The 20,839-nt window shown below is 60.2% G+C and carries 23 protein-coding genes; 4 read left to right on the plus strand and 19 right to left on the minus strand.

Features of this window, described 5'->3' with window-relative positions; all coding sequences use genetic code 11:
* Positions 1-105: 105 nt before the first annotated feature.
* The 17 genes from JDW18_RS07455 to JDW18_RS07535 all read right to left on the minus strand — a co-directional run bounded on the left by JDW18_RS07455 (position 106) and on the right by JDW18_RS07535 (position 12,588).
* Positions 106-771, minus strand: a complete 666-nt coding sequence (locus JDW18_RS07455; RefSeq protein ID WP_218243040.1) for a TIGR02117 family protein — start codon at positions 769-771, stop codon at positions 106-108.
* 9 nt (positions 772-780) lie between these two features.
* Positions 781-1,026, minus strand: a complete 246-nt coding sequence (locus JDW18_RS07460) for a hypothetical protein (RefSeq protein WP_218243041.1) — start codon at positions 1,024-1,026, stop codon at positions 781-783.
* A 153-nt stretch (positions 1,027-1,179) separates the two neighbouring features.
* Positions 1,180-1,782 (minus strand): hypothetical protein, encoded by a 603-nt coding sequence (locus tag JDW18_RS07465; RefSeq protein ID WP_218243042.1) that lies wholly within the window; start codon positions 1,780-1,782, stop codon positions 1,180-1,182.
* 46 nt (positions 1,783-1,828) lie between these two features.
* Positions 1,829-2,455 carry a hypothetical protein gene (locus JDW18_RS07470; protein ID WP_218243043.1) on the minus strand — a complete coding sequence of 209 codons (627 nt, stop codon included), beginning with the start codon at positions 2,453-2,455 and terminating at the stop codon, positions 1,829-1,831.
* 50 nt (positions 2,456-2,505) lie between these two features.
* A complete protein-coding gene (locus JDW18_RS07475; RefSeq protein ID WP_218243044.1) occupies positions 2,506-3,009 on the minus strand; it encodes a hypothetical protein in 504 nt (167 codons plus the stop codon).
* An 86-nt stretch (positions 3,010-3,095) separates the two neighbouring features.
* Complete coding sequence (locus tag JDW18_RS07480) at positions 3,096-3,854, minus strand: hypothetical protein (RefSeq protein ID WP_218243045.1); 759 nt, start codon at positions 3,852-3,854, stop codon at positions 3,096-3,098.
* A 19-nt stretch (positions 3,855-3,873) separates the two neighbouring features.
* Positions 3,874-4,332, minus strand: coding sequence for a hypothetical protein (locus JDW18_RS07485; protein ID WP_218243046.1), 459 nt, complete (start codon positions 4,330-4,332; stop codon positions 3,874-3,876).
* Between the two features lie 8 nt (positions 4,333-4,340).
* The gene (locus tag JDW18_RS07490; RefSeq protein ID WP_218243047.1) at positions 4,341-4,679 is read right to left on the minus strand and encodes a barstar family protein; all 339 of its coding nucleotides are present in this window, start codon (positions 4,677-4,679) and stop codon (positions 4,341-4,343) included.
* A 20-nt stretch (positions 4,680-4,699) separates the two neighbouring features.
* A complete protein-coding gene (locus tag JDW18_RS07495) occupies positions 4,700-5,281 on the minus strand; it encodes a suppressor of fused domain protein (RefSeq protein WP_218243048.1) in 582 nt (193 codons plus the stop codon).
* Positions 5,278-5,409 carry a hypothetical protein gene (locus tag JDW18_RS22745; RefSeq protein WP_281421610.1) on the minus strand — a complete coding sequence of 44 codons (132 nt, stop codon included), beginning with the start codon at positions 5,407-5,409 and terminating at the stop codon, positions 5,278-5,280. Before JDW18_RS22745 ends, JDW18_RS07495 begins: the two co-directional genes overlap by 4 nt.
* Positions 5,406-5,786 carry a CPCC family cysteine-rich protein gene (locus tag JDW18_RS07500; protein WP_218243049.1) on the minus strand — a complete coding sequence of 127 codons (381 nt, stop codon included), beginning with the start codon at positions 5,784-5,786 and terminating at the stop codon, positions 5,406-5,408. The genes JDW18_RS22745 and JDW18_RS07500 overlap by 4 nt, the downstream gene beginning before the upstream one ends.
* Before the next feature lie 2 nt (positions 5,787-5,788).
* Positions 5,789-6,175: a DUF5071 domain-containing protein gene (locus JDW18_RS07505; RefSeq protein WP_218243050.1), complete on the minus strand. Its 387-nt coding sequence runs from the start codon at positions 6,173-6,175 to the stop codon at positions 5,789-5,791.
* Positions 6,176-6,282: 107 nt separating this feature from the next.
* Positions 6,283-6,498 carry a hypothetical protein gene (locus JDW18_RS07510; RefSeq protein WP_218243051.1) on the minus strand — a complete coding sequence of 72 codons (216 nt, stop codon included), beginning with the start codon at positions 6,496-6,498 and terminating at the stop codon, positions 6,283-6,285.
* A gap of 36 nt (positions 6,499-6,534) precedes the next feature.
* Positions 6,535-7,029 (minus strand): hypothetical protein, encoded by a 495-nt coding sequence (locus JDW18_RS07515; protein ID WP_218243052.1) that lies wholly within the window; start codon positions 7,027-7,029, stop codon positions 6,535-6,537.
* An 840-nt stretch (positions 7,030-7,869) separates the two neighbouring features.
* Positions 7,870-8,139, minus strand: a complete 270-nt coding sequence (locus JDW18_RS07520) for a hypothetical protein (protein ID WP_218243053.1) — start codon at positions 8,137-8,139, stop codon at positions 7,870-7,872.
* A 414-nt stretch (positions 8,140-8,553) separates the two neighbouring features.
* Positions 8,554-10,107 (minus strand): fumarate hydratase, encoded by a 1,554-nt coding sequence (locus tag JDW18_RS07530; RefSeq protein WP_218243055.1) that lies wholly within the window; start codon positions 10,105-10,107, stop codon positions 8,554-8,556.
* Positions 10,108-10,401: 294 nt separating this feature from the next.
* Positions 10,402-12,588: a putative bifunctional diguanylate cyclase/phosphodiesterase gene (locus JDW18_RS07535; RefSeq protein ID WP_246610325.1), complete on the minus strand. Its 2,187-nt coding sequence runs from the start codon at positions 12,586-12,588 to the stop codon at positions 10,402-10,404.
* 209 nt (positions 12,589-12,797) lie between these two features.
* Between JDW18_RS07535 and fumC the strand changes: the two genes are divergently transcribed.
* The 3 genes from fumC (at position 12,798) to JDW18_RS07550 (ending at position 16,615) form a co-directional block, all read left to right on the plus strand.
* Positions 12,798-14,189, plus strand: coding sequence for a class II fumarate hydratase (gene fumC, locus JDW18_RS07540; RefSeq protein ID WP_218243056.1), 1,392 nt, complete (start codon positions 12,798-12,800; stop codon positions 14,187-14,189).
* Positions 14,190-14,294: 105 nt separating this feature from the next.
* Positions 14,295-14,939 carry a ParB-like protein gene (locus JDW18_RS07545; RefSeq protein WP_218243057.1) on the plus strand — a complete coding sequence of 215 codons (645 nt, stop codon included), beginning with the start codon at positions 14,295-14,297 and terminating at the stop codon, positions 14,937-14,939.
* A complete protein-coding gene (locus JDW18_RS07550; RefSeq protein WP_218243058.1) occupies positions 14,936-16,615 on the plus strand; it encodes a SulP family inorganic anion transporter in 1,680 nt (559 codons plus the stop codon). Before JDW18_RS07545 ends, JDW18_RS07550 begins: the two co-directional genes overlap by 4 nt.
* A 155-nt stretch (positions 16,616-16,770) precedes the next feature.
* Here the strand turns inward: JDW18_RS07550 and JDW18_RS07555 are convergent, their stop codons facing one another.
* Together JDW18_RS07555 and JDW18_RS07560 are read right to left on the minus strand one after the other, a co-directional pair.
* A complete protein-coding gene (locus JDW18_RS07555; protein ID WP_218243059.1) occupies positions 16,771-17,964 on the minus strand; it encodes a multidrug effflux MFS transporter in 1,194 nt (397 codons plus the stop codon).
* Positions 17,965-18,007: 43 nt separating this feature from the next.
* Positions 18,008-18,478 carry a MarR family winged helix-turn-helix transcriptional regulator gene (locus JDW18_RS07560; protein WP_218243060.1) on the minus strand — a complete coding sequence of 157 codons (471 nt, stop codon included), beginning with the start codon at positions 18,476-18,478 and terminating at the stop codon, positions 18,008-18,010.
* Between the two features lie 216 nt (positions 18,479-18,694).
* Between JDW18_RS07560 and JDW18_RS07565 the strand changes: the two genes are divergently transcribed.
* Complete coding sequence (locus JDW18_RS07565; RefSeq protein WP_218243061.1) at positions 18,695-20,833, plus strand: PQQ-dependent dehydrogenase, methanol/ethanol family; 2,139 nt, start codon at positions 18,695-18,697, stop codon at positions 20,831-20,833.
* Positions 20,834-20,839 lie beyond the last annotated feature (6 nt).

Raw genomic sequence — 20,839 nt, forward strand, 5'->3', positions numbered from 1 at the left:
AATTGCACTTGGCCACAAAGGCAGCGTCCGCTTCTCTCGGTCATCAAGGTCTCCTGCTCAAAAGAAAGCCATGGTAGCTGAGCGCCCATGACGTGGGAATGCGGCTCATGGTGAGGGTGTGCATGCCATGGTGCTGCTGCGCGCAGCGCCCAGCACACTGCTGGCCGTCAGGCTGATGCGCGGCGAGATGGAGATGCCTGCAGCTTCCAGCACCGATGCCGTCCAGCGGTTGCAGGTGTGCAAGGCGCTGTAGCGGCCGTTGGCAATATAGAACTGGCTGTCGCCATAGATGCCTGGCCCGGCATCTTCAGGCTGGCCCTGTGCGCTGCGTGCAAAACTGTCGGCCACCAAGCTTGCCATCCGCTGGTAGGCCGCATCATCTACGCACAGGCTTGCACTGTCGCTGCCTTTGAGAAAGCGGGGCACATCGGCAACCCCCACCACATGCATGACCGAGCCTTGGGAGGCGAACATGGCCTGCATTGCCAGCCCTGCAGTCACCGTCTTGGCGCGGTAAAAGCCCACATCGCCCCAGCCAATTTCGTAGTGGGTTGCCGCCGGAAAGCGCTGCTTGAGGGTTGGCAGGCGTGCATTGATGGCGGCTGCAGGCACCAGCAGGCCGGCATGCCAGCCATTGCCGATGATGTGCACTTTGACATTTGCTGGCGCAGTCATGGGGCGCTCTGCTTGCGGCCACAGAAAGTGAATGAGCCAGCCCAGTACGAGCAGGGTGAACAGGACCACTACGACGCGCTTGAAATAGGGAAACATGAGGTGCAGTCAGAGAACCCTGGGTTTGTGTTTTCTGTCCGTGATGGCTGCGATCACGATGGCGCAGGCGCACAGCGCAAAGACTACCGCTGCGGGTGTGTAGCCAATGACGGAGACGAGCCAGACATAGCCATCGGTCAGCATGGCAATCAGCTTGTTGCTGCTTTTGCCGCGGCTCAGGTCATTGCTCACAAAGGCGTTGAAGGACAGCACGGCGAAGACCGTGGCCAGAAAAGCAGTCACAAGCCATTTCATGGTTGGCTCCTTGAGGCGATGATCTGCTGACGTTATCAAAATAAAAGCTATTGATGTATTTATTTCAATAGACTCTCTGGGTTTGCTTTTTGATTGCTTTGTTTTTGATAGCTGCAAGCGCTTTTCAAATAAGGACTATGGCCGAAACAGACTTCAAGGAGTACTTGCCAGCCATTGCTCTGCCGCCTGCAGTTGCGCACGGGCGGCGCGTGACAGGGGGCGACGCTGGCGAATGCGCTCCACCAGGCATTGCACGACTTCGGTTTGCTGCAGCTGCATGGCATGCAGCAACAAGGCTTCCTGCTTGGGGTAAATCTTGGGAAATTCCCAGCCCAGTTCTGCACAGCGTGCAATGGCCTGCTCAAACACGGCCTTGAAATCTTCGGCAGGGCCTTGGTGCAGGTTCAGCAGCAACTGCTCGAACGCCCATTCACACATAAGGCTGTCATGGGGCAGGCCCAGTGCCGTCCAGTCCATGCGCGTGGCCTCGCGCAGCATGAGCTCGGCCAGTTGGGTATCGCCCGCTTGATTGAAGGTGATGGCGGCGCGCACAAAGTAATTGGGGGCCTGACAGGGGATAGCGCTTTCCTGCTGCGAGCGCTCACAGGCCAGGCAGAACAGCAGGGCGGCCTCCTGGTGCTGCTTTAAATCCCAGCGTCGGTGGGCCTTGCTTGCGATTTCGGCGCTGCTCAGCGTGGTGCCCGGTTTTCCCTTGAGCAGTGCCAGGGCCTGTGGGCGGTCATAGCGCAGTTGCATGGGCAATTCCTTGGCAAGAGGTAGAAAGCAGCGCAGGAAGTGGTTGCTAAGTTGCTGGGCAGAGCCTGTGCGCAGCCCAGTCAAAGCTGCGGGTGTGCGGCGCGAAAAATGCGCTTGGCAGTGTCAGCCCCAGTTTCATGAGTGCGATATCCAGCGCACGGTCTGTGCCGTGGCCGCGCTCGGAGACATCTCTGGCGAACAGGCTCTCTAGCGGCTCATAGCAAAGGCAGTACTCAAAATCCAGATCGCCGCCCCACATGCCGCAGGCGTAATAGACCACGGGCTCGTTCAACTGTCTGGCCAGCGCCGCCAGTGTGGTGCGCAAGGCCATGTCTGGTATGGAAGCCTCATTGAGCTGGTCGGCCAGGGGCGTTGCAATATCGGCAAGCAGAAGGTCGGCCACATCAGGCGAATCAGGCAAAGGGGGCAGCGTGCAGGTGTCCAGAATGGGGTCGTCATGCCACTGTGCGCCCTGTGCCTGTGCAGCGCAGACAGGGCGAATGACCAGCAGGCCGCCTTCAGGCAGGCCGTGCTGATGCTCGGGGGCATACCAGTTCACGCCTTCCATGGAACGCAGGTGAAAGGCAAAAGGAACCAGCTGCGCAGAGCTTTGCACAGCGGCTAACGCAGCAGGCGTGGCGCGAAGCAGTATTTCGTGGGCGTACCAGGTCATGCAGAAGCGGGGGGGGAGAGGTTTAAACAGGTTCGGGATGCGTGGCTCAATCAGGCTCTGTCATAGACCAGAAGCACGCGGTTCAGATAAAGCTCATCGGTGACGACGTTGACGCAGCGCAGCAGGCGGCCACGGTCCAGCATCACATGCTCGCTGATCATGGTGTCGCCATCGTCGTAGCGCAGCAGTGCGGGGGCGAACTCGCCTTCTTTGGGAATGGCCCATCTATCGATTTCAGGAGGAAGGAGATAACCCAAATTGCCCACCATGGTGCATTGCCCTGCAAAGGGCTCGGGGTCAGACATGCAGCCATCCACAGCAAACCAGATGATTTTGGGCGTGCCCGTTAGCTGTTCGGTAAAGCTGCCGTCGGCATGAATGTCCAGTTGCAGTCCCTGAGTCTCCCAAACATCTGCCAGCATATCGAGCGCATTGCCATTGAGCCAGTCGCAAAGGGCGCTTTGCGGCGCCAGCCCTTCCTCATCGAGATTTTCTACTTCGCTCTGGATGAAGTGGCGAGCGGAAAGCTGCCAGCGACCTTGCATGGGGTTCATCACTGTCCTCGGGTGTTGTGGAGTGCTGCTGCATCATGCATGGGTGTGGCGGCTGGCAGGGCAACAAGAGGTAAGTCGCGGCCACATCAGGGCGCAGGGGTCTTGGGCGGGCAGCGACGCAAGCTCATCCACAGCAGCAGAGCGCCGAGGATGGCCAGCACAGCGGCAAAACTGGGCCAGAAGAACAACGGCCAGAGCCAGCTGTAGCCGGGTTGCACAGATTTGAAGCCCAAGGGTGGCTCAATCAGCAACTGAACAGACTCGCCCTGCAGGTGCGGGCCTACCTCTTGCACCGTAAAGCGAAACTGAGATTTTCCGCTGGCCTGAGCAATGGGCGTTGAAGCGACAGGTGGCCAGGTGAAAGTTTCAGGGTTGCTGCCGTCCTTCCAGGGCGTCAGCGGGCGCTGGACTGTATTGCCGTCACTTTCACTGTTGCTGGCGGGCATGGCGCTGTAGGCAAGCTGCTGGTCGGCGACCTGCACCAGAATCTTGATAGGCTCGCCGGGTTTGGAAAAAGCCAGAGAGGGAACCGCAGGCCCCTGGGCAGGCACGGCAGGGGGCACCCATTCGCCGAGTTCCGGGCGGCTCTGGCCCGGCGTGCGCGCAAATTGCAGCGCAAAACTGGCTGGGTGAGCGATGGGGCGCCAGACCGAAACCTCAGCGCTTTGCCCTGCTGTCAGAGTCAACGCCAGCTGCACTGGCCGCACACTGAGCTGAAACAGGGCGGTTGTTGCTGTTAGCAAAATCAATAGCAGCAGCCACAGTATCCACATAATGCGCAAGCCCGCGGAGAGCTTTTTCCAGCGGCTTTGCAGTGGCGTGGAACGGGAGGGTGAAGTCTGCATAAAGTGATATTGGACTTGCCTATAAGAAGTCTGGCACCCAGTGGCCGGTGCCGTCCAGCCGATCCAGAGAACGAATCAGCCAGCGCAGCCCCTGTTTGCTCAGCTGAAAGCGAAATGCCGGTGAACGGGGCTTGTTTCTGGCGGTCAATATGGTGGCGGATTGCGGCCCGTCCATGCTTTGCGAATCAATGACGGGGTGCACATCATAGGTGCCGCCATAGAAGTAGTAGCCAGTGCTGGCGCGCTGAAACTGGCGATTGGCCGGTGCGCAGTATTGCTGCTGAATCAGCGTCAGCGCATGTCGCGCAGCACCGGTTTGCAGCGCGGCCACGTTGTCGCGGTTTGCCTTGGCCCAGTGGTGGCAGTCGCGTGCCCATTTTTGATAGGCCTGTACATATTCCAGCACGGTTTCTGCGGGGCTTCTGAGTGCATCTTCCGTGGCCACGCCAAGGTAGCGCGATAGATCGAATTCAGGCATGGCGTGGCTCATAAGTCAAAGGCCAGAGCCAGCACTGCCGGGCGGCCTGATTGCATGCGCCGCCAGTTCACAAAAGCCGTGCACTCGATGAGCGCGTCATATTGCTGAGGGTATTTTCCTTTCAGGCCAGCAGCGCCTTGCACCAGCAGTGTCAGCACTTTGCCGCTTTCGCAATGCAGGCGACTCATGCCGTCATCCGGTGCATCAAGACTGCTCATGCAGTCAATCCAGGCATTCATGTTGGCCCCATAAAACGTGGGAAAGCCAAGGGCCTGTGCAAACACCTGATGAAAAGATGGCCAGTCACTGATCTGGCTGGCATCAATGGTGACCTGAGTGACGAACATGGGCTGTCGGGTGCTGCGTTTCAGCGGGGTGCAAAAAGGTTGATGTCCTGCTGCTCAAAGTATTGCAGCAGGCTTTCCATGCCACTGCTGCGGTATTGCTGCAGCTCCTGCGAGGTGATGGGCACGACATTGAGGATTTTGACGTTTTGCCCATCATGGCAGATATGCTGCCAGCCACCTTCCACAAAAGCGGGGTGGAGCAAGAGGCTGTTCATGCCCGTGAAATGCGGAAGATGCCCCGCGTTTGGAATCACATGCCACCAGTCCAGAGGGAGGTGGTTGATAAAGGGGTAGAGCGCAAGATTGGCCAGAAAGCGGGTGATCTCTGCCGTGGTCTGCGGGTCTGCATCACCTTCCACAGAGAAATGCAACTCTGCGCGCTGGCCAGACTGGGGCATTTCCAGGTCGCACATGCCAATGGTGGCGAAGGTGGTGATGTTCAGCTCTTCATCGGCAGGCCAGACCATCACATCCACAAAAGCGGGCACGGCGATGGAAGCGTCAAGCGGCGGGTCTTCATAACGGATGGATTGCGCAGGCTCTCCAAACCGGGCGATGTGCTCGTGATAGACGGCTTTGACGAGGGCGGAAGGCTTTTTCATGCGGCAATGGTCTGAATGCGGATGGCTGCGGGATAGCCTTTTTTCTGAGTCTGCTCAGGGCTGAGGCCCAGAGGCTGTGAAAGCTCTTCGGCCCCTTCGTAAAGGATGCGGGTGCTCAGGCTTGTCATTGAAAACCTTCTTCTTGAACGTCTCGTCGCCAATACCGCAGCTCTTGCCCTGGTGGTGATGCGGCGCGAAGAGGAAACGAGCCAGCCTCTGTCTCGTGGTCTGGAAGTGCAACGGGTCGCTCCCACAGAGGAAACCACAAAGGGTCTTTTTTGTCGTGGGGGCCGGGTTGCCGAACTTCTTCACAGAAGCTGCGGTCACAAGCTCCGAACTGGACAAAGGCAACTTGCGCCTCGGCCAGGCTGCAGCCATTTGCGCCGCTGGTGTCGAAGGGAAAAAACAGCTGCGATGCATCTTCTTCCCAGAAGCAGATCTGGCAGATTTCAGATCCGGGCGTGTTTTCGTCCATCTCATAGCCGCAGCAGGGGCAGGTGTACATGCTCAAAGCTGCTCCAGTGCTTCGCGGGCGACGCGGTCAAGTTCTTGCGCGTGCTCTGATGGCGTTGGCGACTGCGCGAGTCTGCGCAGCTCGCTTTCAAGCGATTGCGTCAGAGGCATTGAGCGGCTGACCACGGATTCGATGATGTGGTACTTCCAGACATCATCCTGAGATTGCAGAACAGGCCTGACATACGGAGCCAGATCAGCGCCAACCGTTGCGAAAAAAGGTGCAAGCACCTGTGCAACAGGCCAGTTGATGTCCTGCAGCCATTCCAGCAAAGACATGACGGCTGGCTCGACAGCGGGCCATCCCCGCAGCGTCGCGGCCTCAGCGGCGGGAACGTCGGCTTTGTGGCGGGGCAGACAGGTTTGCAGATCAGGATGCATGACGAGCAGAGGCTGCGTAATTTCGGAAGAGTTCTGCAGTTTTTGGCTTCAAATATAAGAGCGCATGGCGTATGCTGGATAAGGGATGAACGGCAATGTGGCTGTATTTATTGCTTCAGCTCCTCGGCGGCCACTTCATCAGAGACGCTCAGGCTTTCAAATTCGTCGGCAGGAATCTCCAGATATTCCTTGTGAAAGCCGCAATGCGGGCAGTGGATGCTGAGGTTGGCCAAACCCTCCATCAGGAGTTCGATGGGCGTCTGGTTCTCGGTCACGCTGAGCTTGTGGCATTCGGGGCAGCGAACGTAGTGGCTGTATGACATGGAGAGAGCCTTTGTTCAGATGGGATTGATTGAGAACTAAAACAGGTGCGCCTTCAGGTCGAGCGAATGCGTGGGCGAGTGCAGAAACAGATCGGCGGGCAGATGTGTGCCACAGCCCACGTTATAGATGCGCTCGGAATAATACTGGCCAGAGTAGGACGTATGCCGCGCATTGATGACCAGGCGTGCCGTTTCACCGGGCTGGAGTGTGATGGCACGCAGCACCGGGTGGCGGCGCGGCTGGCCGTCATGGGGCGTGCCCAGAATGCCCAGGCTGTAACTGTTGTTTCCCAGCGAGATCAGTTGCAGTGCATCCATTGATACAGGTGGGGTGTTGCGTTCTTCCTGCTGCCGAAGCCGGGGTGCAAAGCCGTCCCATTCGGATAGTTGGTAGTGTTGTACCAAGCAGGCCTGAGGGCCTGCCGTAAACGAAAACGCAAAGGCTCTGGGCAGCGCCACCCGCTCATTGGCGCGCGGGGCGCCACGGGTGGCTTTGGTCCACAGAATTTCTACGACTTGAAGCACTAGCAAAAAGGGCTACCTCACGTTTGACTTTAGCGGTGCCCGCAGGCATTCGCTGCGATGACAGTTCAGACCTGCGAAAGCCTGCAGACAATTGCACCTCGCTGCCCCAGCACCCAGCCTGAACGAACTTGAACCAATGATTCTTTGTATATCGCATCTTGCAGCCATGCTTTGCATGTATTGATGTCAACCACCTTGCCATCGGGTAACAGGCATGGGAAATCGGTGCGATCGGCGGCAATGTCATAAAGATCATTCCATGCCTTGACCTAGCGCATTTCAATTTCGGCATTACTGACCATGGTGGGCTGGTGCTGGATTAACGCAGCGGCTTTTTGCGGCAAATCCTTGGCTGAGTGAGGCGCGAGAAAGGGCTCCCCTCCACAGCAAAGCACTGTGAAGCTGCGGGACATCACGCTCGATACAGATCATCGTGAAATCTGGGGTACCGGTCAGGGCCCTCAAACAGGAGCTCGCAGGCGTGCCAAGCGATGCGCGGGGAACTGAGGCTTCGTAGCCAGCCATCCTCGATCAATATCTCGGCCACCAAACTCTCAATCGGGCAAGAAGTGCACGCGGGCTCGTTGAAGCAGTAGGCGACTGCCGAGACCAAGGTCATTGATACATCCCCGAACTGTGCCGGGCCGTCCCATCGGACCTGATCTCCGAGACGGTATCTAGGCAGGTCGGTGACGCCACCGAAATAGAACTGCCATTCACTGTTGAGAACTCGCCCACAGTTTGGACACGGTAGCGGGGCTTCAAGAAGTGTTGCGTAGAGGCCCATGTCGATAAACTAACGATCAAATTCAGACGTCGCCGAAGGCGGTCGGCTGCAACGACGGGTTAGGAGCGCGCTGCCCATATGACCAGCAGCGCGATGATGGCGAAGTAGAAGAAAAAGCCAACGATGGTCATGCCCGTTGTGGTGATGACTCGCCGACCATCGCGTACGAACGAGAGGCCGCCCGCTGCACCATGAATTTGCCCCTCGTTGCCAAAGATGCTCTCACACCGCCATTGGCCGAGCGACAACAAGATGATTACAAGTTTGCCAGTACCAGCGAGCACGAAGTCAAAGACAAACTGAAAAGCTGCCTCGAGCAGGTGGTCCACATTCTTTCCTGACGGCTGAGTTCAGTGGCCGGTGAAGCCGATCCACTGCAACGATGGGTTAGGCCCGAAGGCCAAAAGGAAGCGCAAGCATTGCAGAGGCGCGCAGCGCTGGCAAGCGCGGAGTGCAACGGAAGCCGCGAAGCGCTGCAAAAACGATAGCTTCTAGCGTGCGCTATACAAGCGCCAACAGCCCAAAACACTTGAAGCTGGCGAACCCCACGCAGGCTAGGGCCGCTCAAATGCCACCCTCCAGCGATTGCCTGTGGCGAAGGGAAATTTATTGATGCAAGAAGAGGCATTTGGGGCCTGATGGATGCACTGACCCAGGCCGCAGCCTTGCGTGGAGCGCAAAAAAACCGCCCGAAGGCGGTTTCATGGATGCAGGCTGTATCAGCAACCAAGCATATGGTGCGATCAAGCGCCAGCCACGGCAATGCCCTTGAATTCACCGGTCGCAATCTTTTCCTTCCAGATCGCAGGGCCGGTGATGTGGGCACTGGTGCCGCCGGCGTCAACCGCCACGGTCACGGGCATGTCCACTACGTCAAATTCATAGATGGCTTCCATGCCCAGGTCTTCAAAGCCCACGACCTTGGCGTGCTTGATGGCCTTGCTGACCAGGTAGGCGGCGCCGCCCACGGCCATCAGGTAGGCGCTCTTGTGGTTCTTGATGCTTTCGATGGCGACCGGGCCGCGCTCGGCCTTGCCGACCATGGCGATCAGGCCGGTCTTCTCCAGCATCATGTCGGTGAATTTGTCCATGCGGGTGGCGGTGGTGGGGCCGGCAGGGCCCACGGCTTCGTCACGCACGGCGTCGACGGGGCCGACGTAGTAGATGATGCGGTTGGTGAAGTCCACGGGCAGCTTTTCGCCCTTGGCCAGCATGTCCTGGATGCGCTTGTGGGCGGCATCGCGGCCGGTCAGCATCTTGCCGTTCAAGAGCAGCGTGTCGCCGGGCTTCCAAGAAGCCACTTCTTCCTTGGTCAGATTGTTCAGGTCCACCTTCTTGGACTTGTTGTAGTCCGGTGCCCAGTCGATCTTGGGCCAGGTGTCGAGCGATGGGGCGTCCAGGTACACGGGGCCGCTGCCGTCCATCACAAAGTGGGCGTGGCGCGTGGCGGCGCAGTTGGGGATCATGGCCACGGGCTTGGATGCCGCGTGCGTGGGGTACATATTGATCTTGACGTCCAGCACCGTGGTCAGGCCGCCCAGGCCTTGGGCGCCAATGCCCAGGGCGTTGATCTTTTCGAACAGCTCCAGACGCAGCTTTTCCACGTCATCGAGCTCTGCACCGCTGGCAGCTTTTTGCTGCAGCTCGTACATGTTCAGGTCTTCCATCAGGCTTTCCTTGGCCAGCAGAACGGCCTTTTCAGCCGTGCCGCCAATGCCAATGCCGATCATGCCAGGCGGGCACCAGCCAGCGCCCATGGTGGGGATGGTCTTGAGCACCCATTCGACCAGGTCGTCGCTGGGGTTCATCATGATCATCTTGGACTTGTTCTCGGAGCCGCCGCCCTTGGCCGCCACGGTCACTTCCACGGTGTTGCCGGGCACGATCTGCACGTTGATGACGGCAGGCGTGTTGTCCTTGGTGTTCTTGCGCTTGAAGTGGGGGTCAGCCACCACCGATGCGCGCAGCGTGTTGTCGGGGTGGTTGTAGCCACGGCGCACGCCTTCGTTGATGGCGTCTTCCAGGCCCATGGTGAAGCCGTCCCACTTGACATCCATGCCCACCTTCAGGAACACGTTGACGATGCCCGTGTCCTGGCAGATGGGGCGCTGGCCGGTGGCGCTCATCTTGGAGTTTGTGAGGATCTGCGCCATCGCATCCTTGGCCGCAGGGCTTTGCTCGCGCTCATAGGCGCGGGCCAGGTGCTGGATGAAATCCGGCGTGTGGTAGTAGCTGATGTACTGGAGGGCACCTGCGACGGAGTCGATCAGGTCCTGCTGGCGGATGGAGGTTGTCATCGTGAAGCTTCTCGGGGGTTGCAATGTGCGCGCGTGTGGGGTGCGCGCGGCTCACCTGCTGATTATCGGTCCAAGCACGGAGCTTTGCAGGTCAAAACCAACTAGTCTTATATAGGACTTGGCAAGGCGCCAGCTTACTGCATTCGCCCGGAATTTGCGTTTTCGGGGCTTGTGAGTGCTTTGATATTCATAGCTGGATGCGCTTTATCCATATAGGCTTCAGGTGTTTTTTATGCGGATGCCGCCAAGTCAGCAAGCGCCCAGTTGTTATGGGGCAGGAGCGCAATGCCGTCTTTACAGCCCGGTGAGGTCACCCAGAACCGAGGCTGAGAAGTCTGCGGACCCTGCGGGCTTGTCGCCTCTGGCCCAGGCCAGCAGCATGTCTGCGGGCATGGGCTTGGCATAGAAATAGCCTTGCAGCTCATCGCAGCGCATGGCGCGCAGAATGTCGCGCTGGCCTGCGGTTTCCACGCCTTCTGCCACTACGCGCAGGTCCAGTGCATGGGCCAGACCAATGACCGCCTGCACCACGGCGCGGGCGTCTTCCTCGGTTTCCAGGTCGCGGATAAAACTGCGGTCGATCTTGACTTGCTGGGCGGGCAGCTGGCGCAGGTAGTTGAGGCTGGAATATCCGGTGCCGAAATCGTCGATGGACAGGTACACGCCAATGCTGCGCAGCTCTTCAAAAGTGCGCTGTGTGGCCTGGGTGTCCTCCATGGCAATGGATTCGGTGATCTCGCACAGCAGCTGATCGGCATCAACGCCATGGCGCTTGAGCGTCGTGGCGATGCGCTGGGCCAGGCCCGCCTCGCGCAGCTGATGCACGGACAGATTGATGGCCACGCGCATGTGCAGGCCCACTGCACGCCACTGGGCCAGCTGGCGGCAGGCTTCTTCAATGACCCAGTTACCCAGCGAGATGATGATGCCAAAGCGTTCGGCCAGTGCAATAAAGGTCTCGGGGCTGATCATGCCGCGCTGGGGGTGGCGCCAGCGCAGCAGGGCCTCCACACCGATGATGCTGTCGCGGGTGCTGTCCACTTTGGGTTGGTAGTGCAAAAACATCTGCCCGCGAGCGATGGCGTGGCGCAGGTCGTTTTGCAGCTCCAGTTGCGCACTGGCATCGCTGCCCATATGGGGCTCGAAAACGACAATCCCGTTGCCGCCGTTGCGTTTGGCCGCATACATGGCGGCGTCTGCATGGGCGATGAGATGGTCGCGCCCGCCATGATCCGGGAAAGCAACGATGCCGATGGAGCAGGTAATCTGCAGCTCTTTGCCACCCAGCACAAAAGGCTGTGAAAGCGCTTGCAGCATGCGCTGGGCCACGGTTATGCAGGCGGAGACATCCTGCACGTTCTCCAGCAGCACCAGAAACTCATCTCCGCCCACACGGGCCACGGTATCGCAGCTGCGTGCCTGCGCCACCAGACGCTCGGCCGTGCTTTTGAGGATTTCATCGCCCGCGGCATGGCCAAAAGAGTCGTTGATGGGCTTGAAACCATCGAGGTCCACAAACAGCACGCCAGCACGCTCTTCAACGCGGCGATGGTTGATGCGCTCCATGCGCAGCAGGGTGTGGGCCAGGCGGTCTTCAAACAGCAGGCGGTTGGGCAGATGGGTCAGCGGGTCGGCAAAGGCACGCTTTTGTAGTTCGGCATTGGCCTGCTGCAGCTTGGAATTGCTTTCCTGCAGCGATTGATTGAGCTGGAACGCAGTGCTTTGCAGTCTGGCATCCAGCAAGGTGCTGAACAGCGCTGCAATCAGCAGCATGGCGGTGGTGATGACGATGATGCTTGTCAGCTCAGGCCCGGCCAGCGCATCGGCGGTGAGGCAGACACTGCCTTGCACAAAATGGGCGGCCGCCATGCCGGTGTAGTGCATGCCGCAGATGGCAATGCCCATGACAAGGGCTGCCAGTGTCTGGAAAAGCCAGAGGCGTTTGCCAGACAGCGAGTGCAGCACACGAAACAGGGTGAGCGCAGTGGCCGAGGCGAAAATGGCGATCAGCGCCGATGCGGCCACCAGTGCCCAGTCCCAGGTGATGGGCTCGGTCAGTTCAATGGCCTGCATCCCCAGATAGTGCATGGCGCAAATTCCGCCGCCCATGGTCAAAGAAGCCGTGAGGAACTGCGGCCAGCGGTAGTTGGGACGAGCCGCAGCACCCAGTGCAATGGCCGAAGACAGCACGGCAGACAGCCACGAAAGCAGGGTGATCAGGCCGCTGTAGCCCAGCAAGATAGGCAGCTCAAAGGCCTGCATGCCAATAAAGTGCATGGCCCAGATGCCCGTGCCCATCACCATGGAGCCAATGCCCCACCACAGCCGGCCCATGCCGCCAGACGCCATGCGCACGCGGCGGGCCAGCCCCAGCGTGACGAAGGAGGAGAACACGGCAATGACAACAGATACTGCAACGATCATCTCGTTGTAGCTCGGTGTCATGAAAGCGGTGGAAGGGGTGGAAAGGTCGGCAAGCATTGATGTGGAGGTGCAGCAAAGCTGTCCGGGGCTGCTCCGAACGTGGTTAATGTAACTATCTATTACAAGCACTGCCACTGCAGGGGTGTTGCCCACTTGCCGGGCCAAGGCTAGGTGTGCGCTAGCATGGGCCGCGCTGCAAGGCCGGAGGCGTGCCAATGGCATCGCCAAGGACACTGGCCTTTACCTGTATTGCAAGGAGTGAACTCATGACAGCTACCCGCCAGGAAAAAGATACCTTTGGCCCGATTGATGTGCCCGCGAACAAGCTGTGGGGTGCGCAGACGCAGCGCTCGCTGCTGAACTTTGACATCAGCGGCGAACACCAGCCGCGCGAGATCATTCATGCGCTGGCGCAGGTCAAAAAGGCGTCGGCCATCGTCAACACGCAGCTGGGCTTGCTGGATGCGAAGAAGTCGCAGGCCATTGTGGCGGCAGCTGACGAGGTGATTGCAGGCCAGCACCCTGATGAGTTCCCCCTGGTGGTGTGGCAGACCGGCTCGGGTACGCAGACCAATATGAACGTCAACGAGGTGCTGGCCAACCGCGCCAGCGAGCTGCTGGGCGGCGAGCGTGGCGAGGCGCGCCTGGTGCACCCCAATGACGATGTGAACAAAAGCCAGAGCAGCAATGACGTTTACCCCACAGCCATGCATGTGGCAGCGGTCACGGCCATCGAGCAAAAGCTGCTGCCCGCCATTGCCAAGCTGCGCACCACGCTGCAGGCCAAGAGCGAGGCCTTTGCCGATATCGTGAAAATTGGCCGTACGCACCTGCAAGACGCCACGCCGCTGACCTTGGGGCAAGAAATCTCCGGCTGGGTGGCGCAACTGGCGCATGGCGAAAAGCACATCCAAGCCGCGCTGCCGCATCTGTATGAGCTGGCGCTGGGCGGCACGGCAGTGGGCACGGGCCTGAACGCGCCCAAGGGCTATGCGGAAGGCGTGGCTAAAGAGCTGGCACAGATCACCGGCTACCCCTTTGTCACCTCGCCCAACAAGTTTGAGTCTTTGGCCAGTTGCGACGGTCTGGTGCATGCGCATGGTGCTCTTAAAACAATAGCTGCCAGCTGCATGAAGATTGCCAACGATGTGCGCTGGCTGGCATCAGGCCCGCGCAGCGGTTTGGGCGAGTTGTCCATTCCCGAGAACGAGCCGGGCTCGTCCATCATGCCGGGCAAGGTCAACCCCACGCAGTGCGAAGCCATGACCATGCTCTGCGCCCAGGTGTTTGGAAATGATGTAGCCATCAACTTTGGCGGCGCCAGCGGCAACTTTGAGCTGAATGTGTTCCGCCCGCTGGTGGCCCACAACTTTCTGCAAAGCGTGCGCCTGCTGGCCGATGGAATGGTCAGCTTTAACGATCACTGCGCGGTGGGAATCGAACCCAACCGCGAGCGCATTGCCGAGCTGGTGAGCCGCTCGCTGATGCTGGTGACTGCACTCAACACCCACATTGGCTATGACAAGGCGGCTTACATCGCCAAGAAGGCGCATAAGGAGGGCACGAGCTTGCGCGAGGCCGCCATTGCCAGCGGCCATGTCACGCCCGAGCAGTTTGACCAGTGGGTGGTGGCCAAGAATATGGTGGGCAATCTGTAAGCGCATTTCGCCTGGCGCAAGAATCTTTCAGGAGCCCGCATGCGGGCTCTTTTCTTTTTGTGGGCGGCTTCACACAATGCTGAATCTTTCATGGCTGGAGTCAGCATGCCCGCACAGCAGCATTTGGTTCAGGTTGAGGTTTCGGAGTTACGCCCTACGCAGATGACGGTAGGGGCGGCAGAGGTGGCGCTCAAGCGCTCTCAATGGGCGCAGCTCAAGTCCAAGGCGCGTGACAAGCTCTTGCTGAGCCACTGGTTCCCCGCCGTCAAAGGCCCTCGGGAGCAGCATTTCATTGTGGATCACCATCATCTGGGGCAGGCGCTGGTGCACGAGGGTGTGAAGTCCGTATGGGTCATGCAACTGGCGGATTACAGCGCGCTGGAGCTGGATATGTTCTGGCGGCTGATGGAGTTTCACCACTGGGCGCACCCCTATAACGAAAAAGGCGTGCGCTGCGAGTTTTCGGCGATTCCCAAGCGCCTCAATCAGCTCAAGGATGACCCGTATCGAAGCCTGGCGGGCGAGGTGCGCAAGGCCGGTGGCTATGCCAAGGATGCAGCGCCTTACACAGAATTTCTGTGGGCAGACTTTTTCCGCCCCGTGTTTCGCAAGGCCGATTTGCGCAGCGATGGTGGCCAGGGCCTGCCCGAGTCTCTGGTGGTTGAGGCCGTGGCGCTGGCGCGCAACCCCAAGGCCCAGTTTCTGCCCGGCTGGTCAGGCGTGTCGGGCTCATTCCACAAGCCGCTATGAGCACTAGCCGCTTTCTGCCTGCGGGCGCCGACTGGGTTGCCGGTCTGTCCATCGCGGGCTTGCTGCTGCCTGAGGCCGTGGCCTATTCGGGCATTGCCGGGGCACCGCCGCAAGCCGGCGTGATTGCCCTGTTTGCGGGCCTGCTGGTCTATGGGTTGATGGGCGGCAGTCGCTTTGCCATTGTGTCTTCGACCTCATCGTCGGCAGCGGTGCTGCTGGCGGCATCGGGTTCCATCTTGCATGTCTCGCCCGATCACCGAGCGCTGATGGGCGTGGGCATGGTGCTGGTGGCGGGCATCATGTTTGTGGTGGCCGGATTGCTCAAGCTGGGTGCCATCTCCCAGTTCATTGCCAAACCGGTGCTGCGGGGCTTTGCCATAGGTCTGGCGCTGACGATTGTGGTCAAGCAGTTGCCACTGGCCGTGGGCGTGCATCCCTCGCACAGCGACTTTCTGCATTTCAGCTGGGATTTGCTGCACCTGCTGCCGCAGTGGAACTGGCTGGGGCTTGCCATGCTGGTCGTGGCTTTGCTGGCGCTCAACGGGCTGGGGCGCTGGAAGACGGTTCCGGGGGCCTTGCTGGTCATTGCCCTTGGTATTGCGCTGGACGTGCTGGGCTACTGCAAAAGCTGGGGCATACCGCCGGTGGGCTCCCTGCAGCTGGGCAGTGCGCACCTGGCGGTGCCTGATCTGGCCTGGGCCGACTGGCTGCGTGTGGGGCAACTGGCCATTGCGCTGGCGTTGATTCTGTATGCCGAGTCTTATAGCTCCATCCGCTCTCTGGCCCTGCGCCATGGCGATGCTGTCAATGCCAACCGCGACCTGCTGGCGCTGGGTGGTGCCAATATCGCTTCCTCGCTGTTTCAGGGGCTGCCTGTTGGGGCTGGGTTCTCCGCCAGTTCTGCCAATGAAGTGGCCGGGGCCAAAAGCAAGGCTGCCGGGCTGGTGGCCTGCGCCGTGGTGGCGCTGCTGGTGTGGCAGCTTTTGCCGTGGATGGAGCGCATTCCCGAGCCCATGCTGGCGGCCATCGTCATTCATGCGGTGGGCCACTCGCTGACCTGGAAGACCATGCGGCCATATTTTGTCTGGCGGCGTGACCGTACCGTGGTTCTGACGGCGTTGGGCGCAGTCATTGTGTTTGGTGTGCTGGATGGCTTGCTGCTGGCCATGATGGTCAGCATTGCCATGCTGCTCAAGCGCATGGCTCAGGCCCGCGTGAGCGAGCTGGGGCGGCTGGCCGATAGTCATGATTTTGTGGATTGCCAGATTCATCCCGAGGCGCAGCCCGTGCCCGGTGTGCTGATTGTGCGGCCCGAAGAGCGCCTGTTCTTTGGCAATGCCGACGCCATGATGGGTGAAATCAGCCAGCGTGCCGGGCGTATTCAGGGCTTGAAGGCGGTGGTGCTCAGTCTGGAAGAGTGCCCGGATATGGACAGCACCAGCATCGAAGCCCTGACGGAGTTGGCCATTCAGCTGACCTCCTCGGGCGTGCAATTGCGGCTGGCGCGTGTCAAGGACAGCGTGCGTGAGTTGCTACAGCGCGTGCAGATTGTGGGGCTGAGTCCGGATTGCTATTCGTCTTGGAGCGTGGACGATGCGGTACGCAGACTGGAGGCCGCCCCGGCACAGCACTACCAGGCGCCAGGTGGCGCAACGCAGCCCGCGTCTTCGATATAGACCTGCTTGCCTTGTTCCTGCTGTCAGCGGAATACGCAGGCCAACCCAGCAAACCGGGTGAGTCGGGCCTTGCAGGGCGTTGCTCTGCTTGCAATGTCTGTCATGCTTTTTTCCGGTTGATTGCTATACAAAATATAGCTGTATGCGCATGAATATCAAAGGCTATCGGCTTTTTTGATGCGCAAGGCGCTGCGAAAACCCAGCTGGCCCACGATGCAGGCGACGGTCAGCACGGTAAACGCAGACAGCGCAGGGTCGCCGCCCAGACTGGCCCCCAGTGTGCACAGCCCGCCCACCGTCATCTGCGAAAAGCCATAGACGCCTGCGGCAGAGCCGGTGAGGTCGGTGTGCACGCCCAGGGCTTTGGTCAGTGCGGTTGGGCTGGTCACGCCAGAGCCCAGGGTGTAGATCATCATGATGCCCACCAGAACTGGCACGCTCAGCTGGTGCATGAGCGTCAGCACCAGCAGCAGGGCCACGCAGACCAGGCTCAGCAGATTGCCGCTCAGCATCAGGCGCTCTACCGGAAAGCGCTGAATCAGCTTGCGCGCCAGGGCGTTACCTACGGCCATGCCTGCCATCAGCAGGCCCAGATAGATGCCCACTTCCGATTTGCTGGCGTGCAACTCGTTCATGAAGATGAAAGGAGCTGCCGCAATAAAGGCATAGATGGAGGTGGTGGCGCTGCCGCCACCAATGGCAAAGCCCAGAAACTGCGGCGAACTCAGCAACGTGCGGTAGTCATCGCGCACCTTGCGCCAGTGCAGCTGACCGGTGGGGCGGCCCGTTTCTGGCAGCAGGCGCCACACGCCAATAGCCGTCAGCAAGCCCATGATGGCCAGCGTGGCAAAGATGGAGCGCCAGCCAAAAAGCGCATCCAGCCCCGCGCCCATGGAGGGGGCAACACCGGGGCCGATCATCATCATCAGATTGAGCAGCGCCAGGCTGCCCACGGCGGTTTCTGGCGTGGCCGTGTCACGCGCTACGGCACGGCCCAGCGCCAGACCGGCGCAGCCACCCAGAGCCTGCAGCAGGCGTGCGCCAACCAGCATGGGCGCCGAGGGAGCCAGCGCCGCGCAAAGACTGGCCACGGTGTAGAGGCTCAGACCGGCCAGCAGCATGGGGCGGCGGCCCAGTGCATCGGACATGGGGCCGTAAATCAGCTGGCCCACGGCCAGGCCCACGATATAGACGGTGATGGTCTGCTGCATCTGTGCGCTGCTGGCGCCGAAGTGCTGGGCAGCATCAGGCAGGGCCGGAATGAACATATGCATGGCCAGCGTACCCACAATGGTGATGATGGCCAGCAGCCACAGGGGGGCGTGGGGAACAGGAAGCTTGTTTGACATGGCGGGAGAAAGCGAGTGTGCGGGGGGCTTGTGGGACGGTGGTTCAGCTTTCATCCACAGAGTCGCAGTCCAGAGCCGCCATGCGCTGCAGCATGGAGTCCAGAGCGGTCTGCATGGTGCTCAGCAATTCGTCTGGAATCTGCGCAAGAACTTCCGTGCGCTTTTCGGTGACGACTTTCTTGACAACCTCGACCTGGCTGCGGCCTGCCTCGGTCAGCTGGATGCGTTTGACACGGCGGTCGGTATCGTCCAGGCGCTCCACCCAGCCCTGGGCCTGCAGACCATCAATCAGGCGCACGACGGAGGAGCTGTCCAGCGCCAGCGAGTGCGCCAGATCCTTTTGCCGCATGGCGCCACTGCCGTGCTCCAGATGCAGCAGCGGCAGCCACATGGCCTGCGTCAGCCCCAGCGGTGCCAGTGCTTTGTCCAGCGTGCGCCGCCACTGCTTGTTGACCTGGGCCATGGTGAAGAAGAACTTGCGCTGGCGGTCTGGCAGGGAAAGTGGGCTGGACATGATGGTTGCTGTTATTCAAATAGTTTGTATTCAAATTATTTCAAACAAATCTTTCATGCGATGAAGACATGGATATTTCGTGGTGCTTAGCGTGCATCGTCCAAATTGAGTGGGGTGTTGCCAGAAGGCGCTGACGGCGGTGTCTGCTCAACAATTTCCCAGCACCCGCTGCAGTCACGACAGGGCCTGCGGCGCATAACAACAAGGGGAGACTGAATGCCGTTTGATTTTTCCGCACGCGCGCCATGGGGTTTGCCGGGCTTGAGAACTCTGGCGCTGGCGCTGACCGGCGCCGCTGCCGCGCTGGGCGGCTGGGGCTGCAATAGCGCCGCAGCGCAGGCCAACCCGGCTGCCAAGGTGGATGAGCGCTTTATTGCCGCCAATGCCCGCACCGGCAAAGACTGGCCCAGCTATGGGCTGAACTACCAGGAAAACCGCTTCAGCCCGCTCAAGCAGATCAATGATCGCAATGTGGGGCAACTGGGCCTGGCCTGGTCGTACAACCTGGATTCATCGCGCGGCGTGGAGGCTACGCCCATCGTGGTGGGCGGGGTGATGTATGTCAGCGCGCCCTGGAGCGTGGTGCACGCCGTGGATGCGCGCACCGGCAAGCCGTTGTGGACTTATGACCCGCAGGTGCCGCGAGAGATGGCCTACAAAGGCTGCTGCGATGTGGTCAACCGCGGCGTGGCGGTGTACCAGGGCAAGGTGTTTGTGGGGGCGTTTGATGGCCGGTTGATCGCGCTGGATGCTGCCACCGGCAAGCCCGTGTGGGCGACGGATACGGTGGAGAACAAGAAGTTCTCATACACCATTACCGGCGCGCCACGCGTGTTCAAGGGCAAGGTCTATATCGGCAACGGCGGCGCTGAATATGGGGCACGCGGCTATGTGACCGCTTATGACGCCGAGACCGGCAAGCAGGTCTGGCGCTTCTACACCGTCCCTGGCGACCCTGAGCAGCCTTACGAAAGCAAGGCGCTGGAAGAGGCCGCCAGAACCTGGGACCCCGCAGGCAAGTACTGGGAGGCAGGCGGCGGCGGCACGGTCTGGAACTCGCTGGTGTTCGACCCCGAACTCAACCAGATGTATATCGGCGTGGGCAATGGCTCGCCCTGGGCGCATCGCAAGCGCAGCCCTGCCGGTGGCGACAACCTGTATCTGGGCTCCATCGTGGCGCTGGACCCGGATACGGGCGCCTACAAATGGCATTACCAGGAAACGCCGGGCGATAACTGGGACTTCACTTCAGCCCAGGATATTGTTCAGGCCGATATCAAGATTGATAGCAAGCTGCGCAAGGTGCTGCTGCATGCGCCCAAGAATGGCTACTTTTTTGTGATTGACCGTGAAAGCGGCAAATTCATCTCGGCCAAAAACTTTGTGCCGGTGAACTGGGCCAAGGGCTTTGACAGCGCGGGTCGCCCCATCATGGACCCGGCTGTGCGTGTGGCCGAAAAAGCCGAGATCATTCCCGGCCCGCTGGGTGGGCACAACTGGCATTCCATGTCGTTCAGCCCCCGCACAGGGCTGGCCTATATTCCGGCCCAGCATGTGCCGACTGCGCTGGCAGATGACCCGAACTGGAAGCAGTTCAACAGCAACAAGCCGGGCCAGTTCATGAGCAACAACGGCTGGAATACCGGCCGCATCATGCTGCAGGCGCAGTCTCAGCCTTTTGGTCGCCTGATTGCCTGGGACCCGGTCAAGCAAAAAGAAGCCTGGCGCCATGAGCATGTCTCGCCCTGGAACGGCGGCACGCTGGCCACGGCGGGCAATCTGGTGTTTCAGGGCACGGCGGATGCGCGCCTGCTGGCCTATGACGCCAGCAGCGGCAAAAAGCTCTGGGATGCGCCCATGGGCTCTGGTGTGATGGCCGCGCCTGTGACCTACGAGCTGGACGGCAAGCAATATGTCTCGATTGCCGTGGGCTGGGGCGGTGCGTTTGGCCTGGGCGACCGCGTGGCGGATTTCAAGAGCCCCGGCACCGTCTATACCTTTGTGCTGGGGGGCAAAGCGCCCATGCCCGAGCGTGTGGCCTATCAGATGAATGCGCTGGTGGGCGGCCTGCCGTACGACCCCAAGCTGGTGGCTGAGGGCGGGGCGCTTTACAACAGCAACTGTGTGGCCTGCCATGGCTTTCCGGGCATCAGCAAAGGAGGTGCGCTGCCCAGCCTCAGCTATCTGCCTGCGCCCATGATTGACCAGTTGGGCACGTTCATCATCAACGGCCCGGCCACCTCACGCGGCATGCCCAACTTTGCGGGCAAGCTCAGCGAGGAGGATGTGCAGAAGATTCGCGCCTTTATTCTGGGCATGGCCGATGCGGTGCGGCCGCAGGGCGCCGCCAAATAAGGTAGG

It is taken from the genome of Comamonas fluminis (assembly GCF_019186805.1).
GTDB lineage: Bacteria > Pseudomonadota > Gammaproteobacteria > Burkholderiales > Burkholderiaceae_C > Comamonas > Comamonas fluminis.

Bases quoted from the DNA above. Each gene is read 5' to 3' on its own strand.
- JDW18_RS07495 (WP_218243048.1), bottom strand. From the start codon at position 5,281: ATGAAAAAGCCTTCCGCCCTCGTCAAAGCCGTCTATCACGAGCACATC.
- JDW18_RS07510 (WP_218243051.1), bottom strand. From the start codon at position 6,498: ATGTCATACAGCCACTACGTTCGCTGCCCCGAATGCCACAAGCTCAGC.
- JDW18_RS07560 (WP_218243060.1), bottom strand. From the start codon at position 18,478: ATGTCCAGCCCACTTTCCCTGCCAGACCGCCAGCGCAAGTTCTTCTTC.
- JDW18_RS07480 (WP_218243045.1), bottom strand. From the start codon at position 3,854: ATGCAGACTTCACCCTCCCGTTCCACGCCACTGCAAAGCCGCTGGAAA.
- JDW18_RS07555 (WP_218243059.1), bottom strand. From the start codon at position 17,964: ATGTCAAACAAGCTTCCTGTTCCCCACGCCCCCCTGTGGCTGCTGGCC.
- JDW18_RS07465 (WP_218243042.1), bottom strand. From the start codon at position 1,782: ATGCAACTGCGCTATGACCGCCCACAGGCCCTGGCACTGCTCAAGGGA.
- JDW18_RS07545 (WP_218243057.1), top strand. From the start codon at position 14,295: ATGCCCGCACAGCAGCATTTGGTTCAGGTTGAGGTTTCGGAGTTACGC.
- JDW18_RS07565 (WP_218243061.1), top strand. From the start codon at position 18,695: ATGCCGTTTGATTTTTCCGCACGCGCGCCATGGGGTTTGCCGGGCTTG.
- fumC (WP_218243056.1), top strand. From the start codon at position 12,798: ATGACAGCTACCCGCCAGGAAAAAGATACCTTTGGCCCGATTGATGTG.
- JDW18_RS07535 (WP_246610325.1), bottom strand. From the start codon at position 12,588: ATGCTTGCCGACCTTTCCACCCCTTCCACCGCTTTCATGACACCGAGC.
- JDW18_RS07500 (WP_218243049.1), bottom strand. From the start codon at position 5,786: ATGTACACCTGCCCCTGCTGCGGCTATGAGATGGACGAAAACACGCCC.
- JDW18_RS07455 (WP_218243040.1), bottom strand. From the start codon at position 771: ATGTTTCCCTATTTCAAGCGCGTCGTAGTGGTCCTGTTCACCCTGCTC.
- JDW18_RS22745 (WP_281421610.1), bottom strand. From the start codon at position 5,409: ATGACAAGCCTGAGCACCCGCATCCTTTACGAAGGGGCCGAAGAGCTT.
- JDW18_RS07460 (WP_218243041.1), bottom strand. From the start codon at position 1,026: ATGAAATGGCTTGTGACTGCTTTTCTGGCCACGGTCTTCGCCGTGCTG.
- JDW18_RS07530 (WP_218243055.1), bottom strand. From the start codon at position 10,107: ATGACAACCTCCATCCGCCAGCAGGACCTGATCGACTCCGTCGCAGGT.
- JDW18_RS07505 (WP_218243050.1), bottom strand. From the start codon at position 6,175: ATGCATCCTGATCTGCAAACCTGTCTGCCCCGCCACAAAGCCGACGTT.
- JDW18_RS07490 (WP_218243047.1), bottom strand. From the start codon at position 4,679: ATGTTCGTCACTCAGGTCACCATTGATGCCAGCCAGATCAGTGACTGG.
- JDW18_RS07470 (WP_218243043.1), bottom strand. From the start codon at position 2,455: ATGACCTGGTACGCCCACGAAATACTGCTTCGCGCCACGCCTGCTGCG.
- JDW18_RS07475 (WP_218243044.1), bottom strand. From the start codon at position 3,009: ATGAACCCCATGCAAGGTCGCTGGCAGCTTTCCGCTCGCCACTTCATC.
- JDW18_RS07485 (WP_218243046.1), bottom strand. From the start codon at position 4,332: ATGCCTGAATTCGATCTATCGCGCTACCTTGGCGTGGCCACGGAAGAT.
- JDW18_RS07550 (WP_218243058.1), top strand. From the start codon at position 14,936: ATGAGCACTAGCCGCTTTCTGCCTGCGGGCGCCGACTGGGTTGCCGGT.